We start from the raw sequence: 6492 nt of genomic DNA on the forward strand, positions 1-6492 counted from the left end.
GGTATTTTAATAATCAAGAGTTGACTGAGGAAGCGGATGAAGATGTGCGCTTTGCACAACGGATACTTGCTAGTTATAAAGACAATAAGGAGGTGCAAGTGATGATTGAAATGCAGAGGTTGAGAGACATAGCCACTCGTGATGAGGGAAGGTATGAAGGGAAGGAAGAAGGACGCGAAGAGGGAATTTTGGAAGGTCAAGAAGCTGTCGCAATCAATTTGCTGAAATTGGGAATGTCACCTGACCAGATAGAAAAAATGACAGTGTTAGGTCTGCCTAGGTTGCAAGAGCTAAGTCGGAAAATAAAAAATTAGTGTTTCCCTTGTTTCTGACATGTAACCAAGTAGTTTGCTGGGATTTAAGAGATCATTCGGGAGGTGCAAGTGATGATTGAAATGCAAAGGTTGAGAGACATAGCCACTCGTGATGAGGGACGGTATGAAGGGAAGGAAGAAGGCAAAGAGGAAGGCAAAACAGAAGAGCAAGAACGTATAGCTATCAGTATGCTCGATTCTGGAATGTCACTTGAGCAAGTAAAAAAATGGACAAATTTGGACTTGCAAAGGTTGCAAGAGCTAAGCCGGGAAATTGAATCCGCGAGTATGACTGATTAGGAGGCGTATTTTAATAGATAGATAAGTTTAGTGTCAAGCGGTTAATTTAGGGTGAAGAAGTGATTAGCTAACACCACAGTTCATAAATGGAACACATAAAAACAAACCATGTCATCCCTCTGTACTTGGAAAGAAGCTTAATTCTAGGGAGATGAACGGGTTTGTTTTTGATAGTTGAAGTGTCTGTTTGTAAACTCAGATATACCTTACTTACGTGGTGTCTTATACTTATGTCAGAATAATAGCAATTTACTTAACTTTTGAATGCAACTCAACTATGTTGAGCTGCGTTGGTGTAGCATACATAAATAAGGCCCCTCTCTATTTTTCGCATCATGTCAGGCGAAACATCAACGGGCTGGACGCGATATCTAGTTCTTTTGCTAAGTAGCTGGATAATCTAAATCACTCAACTCTTCCATTACCATCAAAAAAAGACGCTCGTCAAAATGAATGGTTCCCTTCCAACTGCAAATGTTAGGGTGATGTCCTTCTAGAACGATCATTAACAATCAACCTGAGGTTTAGCATTAAAGTCGAAGGGATACTGATTTTAAAGCACTGAGTCAATAAATGGTATTGACGCGCAAAGAATGATGACATAGTTATAGAAATACATGATAAGCTTTGGATGTTTGACAATCGACGTGGTTACTACGAAAGGCGAGAGCATCCTTTTGGTAACGAGTGGGATTAGCAACGAGCGCTAGAGTCATGTGAGGAGAGAATAATATGGCTATATTTGGTTACCAGAGAAAAGATCATCCATCAAAGGGTATTAAGCGAATCAATCACTTAATGAGTAAAACCTTGCAAGTTATTTTGGGAGGGACGATGGCTTACGGATTCGCTTATAATCCAGTGAGTGCGGTTACTGCAACGGATCTTTATTCCGAACTTGATTTTAAGGGAGAATTACTTGTGGGGAGTCAACTTCAAAATGACAAAGCAATTATTCGACCAGCCTACATGGGAAGTTGGGAAAGTATGAAAGTAGATGTCGTAGGTGAAGATGGTAAGGCATTTTTTTCGAAGTTAAATACGGTCAGAACGTATAAAAGGGGAGAGAGCATTTATTACAATAACGTTGGCTTTTATCAAATGAGGCAAACGGCATTAAAAATTACCTTTTTTGGCAGTCCCTATGAGTCCTTAAATGGGATTATGTTAAATAACGATGGTAGCTTAACGCAAGGAACTTCTGCTGTCGATAGTAGGGGCGCCTCTCTTCAATTGGTTTATAGCGACACAAAAGAACCAGTCGAAGGCGTTTATACTGAAATGCCAGTTGAGATATTTGCTTATGCCGGCTATAATGGCCCCAATAAGACATGGACGGAGGTTAAATTTAGTCAAGCTGGGTTGAAAAAAATCTATTTAAAAATACCGTCTCTAAAAGAAACATCCACACAGGTTAGTCTGGCAAATTGGAGTGATTCAAAGCAACCGTTTTTAGGCATTCGACCGAGCTCGCCCTATTTTTCAACGCATTTAACCTTGCAAAACTATATTGCTGTTTTTGATAATCAGTTTCCCCTTCAGCTAGGAGCGGAAATTGGTTTCGCTTATCGCCCTGATTATCATTATTTTCGAAGTGCAGTGGAATCACCACGGGTTCCCGATTATTCGGCACCTTTGATTGAAGGAAAAAAGAATCAAGATCAGTTTTCAGCTGATTTTGTTATTAACCAAAGTTTAATCGCAACGTACGATCAATTTTATCCAACTAACCTTACTATTATCTTAGAGGATGAAGGCACCATATTATCGAAAATCGATCCTAAAACGGTTAGTGTTCGAAACAGAGTCGGCAAGGATATTACAGATCAATGTGACATTATTAATTTAGCAGATAATGACCTTCGAATCAGGTTATCTAAACAATTGCTTAAGGAGCTAAAAGGTGAAGGCATCCAGATTTTTGTTTCCTATAAAGACTTAGATGTTGAAACAGTTGCCCCTTTTTATGTTGCAGAAAGTCAGTCCTATCAGTTGCCATTATCTGCCTATACGGTAAGAGAAAATCAAGGAGAGGTGGCAACGTCTAGTACATCGTCAGGTATCGCAGAAATTATTCCAAGCATTTACGCTGAACCAGTTCCACAATCGATTATTTTAGGCGGAAGTACCGCTGAATTGACGGCTCATGAGATGATCAAGGGGCAGCGTTCAACGATCCCAGATGACGACATCCTAGTAGAGGGGTTTGAAAAAGAGTTACTGTTTAATCAAGTAGGGGCGTCTGAAGCGAGGGTTGTCCTGGGAAGTCGTCGACAGCCGTTGTTGAAGCGGTCTATTACAGTGCCAGTTATAGTGAGAAACCAGCCAGTAGGGAATGACTATTTTGATGATCAAACATGGCTAATTGATGAAATTAATCGTCAATTGCACCCGAAAATCATCGGAAAAAATCTATATGAGTCGGATTTAAGAGCTATTTTGACGATCAGTGTTGGGGAAAATTCGCGGTACACCGGTCAGTTTATTCCTAAAAGAATCGACAGTCTACAAGGCTTAAAGGAATTATCATATACCGGAAATAGCATCAGTAAAGGGATCCCAGAAGAACTAGGAACGATTAAGAGTCTCGAAAAATTAGACTTAAGTCACAGCGAGTTAACGGGGACCATACCAGATAACTTAAAGAATTTAGAGGCGTTACAAAGCTTAAAATTAAATAACAATCATTTGGTAAACCAAGTTCCTAAACTTGATCAACAATCCTTAAGTATCTTAGATATTTCCTATAATGAATTAACCATTAATAGTCAAGAAGTTCCCTTATTTTTACAAGACAAAGGGTATAGCCAGACCTTTATTGGCGACAATCAGCCACTCACAATGACCGCGACAAACTACCTCGCTGTGGCTGCCAATCAAAGAACCATTAGGCCATTTGATAATCGTGATGGTGGTTATTTTGGTTTAGCAATTAAGAACAGTCTGAGTGAGGAGACGACTGACTTGTTGGACACCCACTCGTATTGTATTACAGATGAGCGAACAGGTGAGAGGCTGTATGAAGGGAAGTGGGATTCGTCCGTATCAATCCCTTATGATCTTAGGTCAGTTTATCGAGTAATCTTAGATGGTGCCGAAAAAAATCCTAATAACGTGGTTGTTATTAAAGCAGTATTACCAGAACTTAAATTAACCAGTATCCCTGAAAGAATGACTATGAAGTTGTCTATCGGCAATTTCGATAGACAGGCGATTAAACTTGACGGTGAGTTAACCATTTATGACAATCGATTAAAAGGAAATTGGCAATTAGGGATCAAAGCAACGGACCTCAAGTCTAAGGATCATACTCTGAGAGGCCAATTCTATTATGTAACAGCAGAGGGTCAGACAATTGAGTTATTATGGAATCAGAAAACGACCATTGAGAGTGGCGAAGCCAGTTTAGAAAATCCAACGACAGGAGTAGGGACTAGCTGGACTGAGAAACGAGGGTTGACATATCAACTTTCAGGTAACAATTTTCGTGGGAATTATAGTGGCGAGATTATGTGGAGTCTTGAAGATGTCCCAACTGTTGGGAAACCCGTAGGAACGCAGTAAAACTTTGAAGATAATCAAGTATATTTCTGTGGATAAGTAGCGATTGGCAGTGTTTTAAAGATCTAAATAAAGAAAATCTGATAATTTATGAGACAAATTATAGGCCAAAAGACTTCTATGAGTTGTAAATTTTGATAGATGACAAATAGAGCTAAACGATCAGTGTGTATCAAGGGGAGTTCTATTTGTCTTTTTTTAAGCCTCCAAAATAACGTCATGTTAACTAAAAAAAGGTCAGGAAAATTATTAAAGAAAGCAAGTTGGAAATGATGCGGTGACAGAGTCGGATAAGGTTGAATTCGATTGGAGAGAGTTGCGAGGTGTCCTATTGAACTAGTTTAAACCTCGATAAGCACGGGACATTCGTTCTCCAGAGCATGTAAAGAAAGGCTTAAAGAATGCCGAAAAGACTGGCTGTTTATTCTTATGGAGCTCAATTTGAAGAACCGCCTAATACTAATGGGTATTAAAAAAAGTTTTTATAAACGTTAAGGCTATTGAACCAGCGCGTCTTGTTCCTAAGTTTATTTCTTATGTTGAGGTTTCTAGGGTGAGCCATTTTCACTGATTGAAATAATGAGAAAAGCAGGATACTGAGGACTACTATCAAAAAGAGATAGTCGAGGTCTTATTAACACATACAAAGCCAATAAATCATTGAACCAACTATATTCCCACGTCTTACGCTTCAGTTCATGTTAAAACGTAGCTGGAATTAACTCATCTATCATGTTTTCCCACTATTTCTATGCTTATGACAGAGCGTAACCGTTCTTAATGTTGAGAAATTAAGACTCACTCTAGGAATGGACTTAGAGTTGGTGGATCACCAAGCTGTTACAATTGACAAATACGACTAACACTAAGTCCAGTTACTTGTTGGATCTGTTCTAAGGGAGCACCGATTAATTTTAAATTAATGGCAGCTTCTTCAAGACCTTCTTCACGTCCGATTTCTCTGCCTTTTTCAAACCCTCTATCTTCACGTTCTTCGAGTATTTTTTCAATAAATGGATTCATTTTTCCTACCTTCTTCGTTTTATTCTTACTAACTAAATGTACGACCGAGTTAATTCCGTCTTTTATTTAATAACTGAAACAACCATACTTAATACGAACCTTTATTTACTAAATAAGAGAGGGACCTCGATTGATTTTAGGATATTTTCGGCAAGCGTTTTCATTTCAAGCTTTTCATCATTGTGTTATAAAGGCAGTCCTAAACATCGTAAATAGGGCAGAATTAGCGTTAAATGGTTCGCTTAACTAGTAAAGGAGCCACCTGTAGCGTATCTCAAATTACCTCAGCGTCAGTTTGTTAGAAAACTATCGGTTGTCACACGTCATTTACCAACTATCAGTTTGACCATTGAACCATTTTTCTGATGGTTGCGTCTCAGACTGTGATTCGTACAGAGTTGGGATTTTTATGGCACCATTATAAACTGAAATGGATTAAATATCCAGAGTTCTTCTAACATTTTTTCAATTAGTTAGTCATATCGAAGCCTATGTGGTGACAGAGTCTGATCAGGTAGAATTCGATTGGGGGGAGCTGCGAGGTCATGAATTAGTTTAATGTCTTTTTGGACTTCTTTTTTAGATGTTTTAGTTTGAAGGGAATCGTTGGCCCTGTCGTACTGAGAAAGAAAATAGGAGAATGGGCATGATAAAAAAGAGAACGGTTGTAAGGAATTCAGATTTTGCTCCAGGGGATATCTTCAAGATGAACTCTAACCCTATTAAAGGTTACGAACAAAAGGAATATCGTCCTTTCCTCATTTTGTCTAAAATGTTACAAGAAGTGTCACTACATATGTTATTTGTGGCACCAATCATCAGTAAAACTAAGGAATATCCACTACATGTCCCTTTAGTCACGAAGCATTGTATTGTGACTTGAGCCGTTTTATGTGAGCACATTCGTACAATTGATGTCATGGCTTACGGCACTCGTTTTACAATCTTTGATGAAGCGACAGAGGCGTGCTTATCTGAGTGCAAGAAAGTTATTCATAGTTTTTAAGTGGGAAATTGGTGTAGTAGTTGCAAGAGGATAGAAGCACCGTTAACACTACCCATTCTCACAAATTAAATGCCTTCAAACACTCCTCAAGCCCCCAACCAAAATTATTTAATCCCCACCACCCCCCCAATTGGCACACTTCTTGCAATATAAAAGAGCCCTTCCAACAGCCAGAAATCAGCCATTAAAAGAACTCCTGTTTTCATGTTATTTAATAAAAAAAATATTGACAGCGTTTTCAAGGGGTTATACAATATAGGCGTTAAGATAAACCCAAAATGACAGATA

General features: G+C 38.7%; 6 protein-coding genes and 1 pseudogene. 4 read left to right on the plus strand and 3 right to left on the minus strand.

What is annotated here, in order from left to right:
- Both RWN13_RS23465 and RWN13_RS23470 read left to right on the plus strand, forming a co-directional pair.
- Positions 1-314 (plus strand): annotated as a pseudogene (locus RWN13_RS23465) (hypothetical protein); the annotation flags it as partial.
- Positions 315-386: 72 nt separating this feature from the next.
- Positions 387-614: a hypothetical protein gene (locus tag RWN13_RS23470; RefSeq protein WP_314068658.1), complete on the plus strand. Its 228-nt coding sequence runs from the start codon at positions 387-389 to the stop codon at positions 612-614.
- A gap of 383 nt (positions 615-997) precedes the next feature.
- Here RWN13_RS23470 and RWN13_RS23475 read toward each other — a convergent pair whose 3' ends face one another.
- Positions 998-1120 carry a hypothetical protein gene (locus RWN13_RS23475; RefSeq protein ID WP_314068660.1) on the minus strand — a complete coding sequence of 41 codons (123 nt, stop codon included), beginning with the start codon at positions 1118-1120 and terminating at the stop codon, positions 998-1000.
- Between the two features lie 226 nt (positions 1121-1346).
- Here RWN13_RS23475 and RWN13_RS23480 point away from each other — a divergent pair, with 226 nt between their 5' ends.
- The gene (locus RWN13_RS23480; protein WP_314068662.1) at positions 1347-4178 is read left to right on the plus strand and encodes a hypothetical protein; all 2832 of its coding nucleotides are present in this window, start codon (positions 1347-1349) and stop codon (positions 4176-4178) included.
- 837 nt (positions 4179-5015) lie between these two features.
- Here RWN13_RS23480 and RWN13_RS23485 read toward each other — a convergent pair.
- Positions 5016-5198 carry a hypothetical protein gene (locus RWN13_RS23485; protein WP_314068664.1) on the minus strand — a complete coding sequence of 61 codons (183 nt, stop codon included), beginning with the start codon at positions 5196-5198 and terminating at the stop codon, positions 5016-5018.
- Positions 5199-5844: 646 nt separating this feature from the next.
- Between RWN13_RS23485 and RWN13_RS23490 the strand changes: the two genes are divergently transcribed.
- Entirely contained in the window at positions 5845-6081 is a 237-nt protein-coding gene (locus RWN13_RS23490) for a type II toxin-antitoxin system PemK/MazF family toxin (RefSeq protein WP_314068666.1), read from the plus strand.
- A 227-nt stretch (positions 6082-6308) separates the two neighbouring features.
- Here RWN13_RS23490 and RWN13_RS23495 read toward each other — a convergent pair.
- A partial coding sequence (locus RWN13_RS23495; protein ID WP_314068668.1) for a hypothetical protein occupies positions 6309-6492 on the minus strand: 184 nt, incomplete at its 5' end.

The organism is uncultured Vagococcus sp. (assembly GCF_963518325.1).
GTDB lineage: Bacteria > Bacillota > Bacilli > Lactobacillales > Vagococcaceae > Vagococcus_D.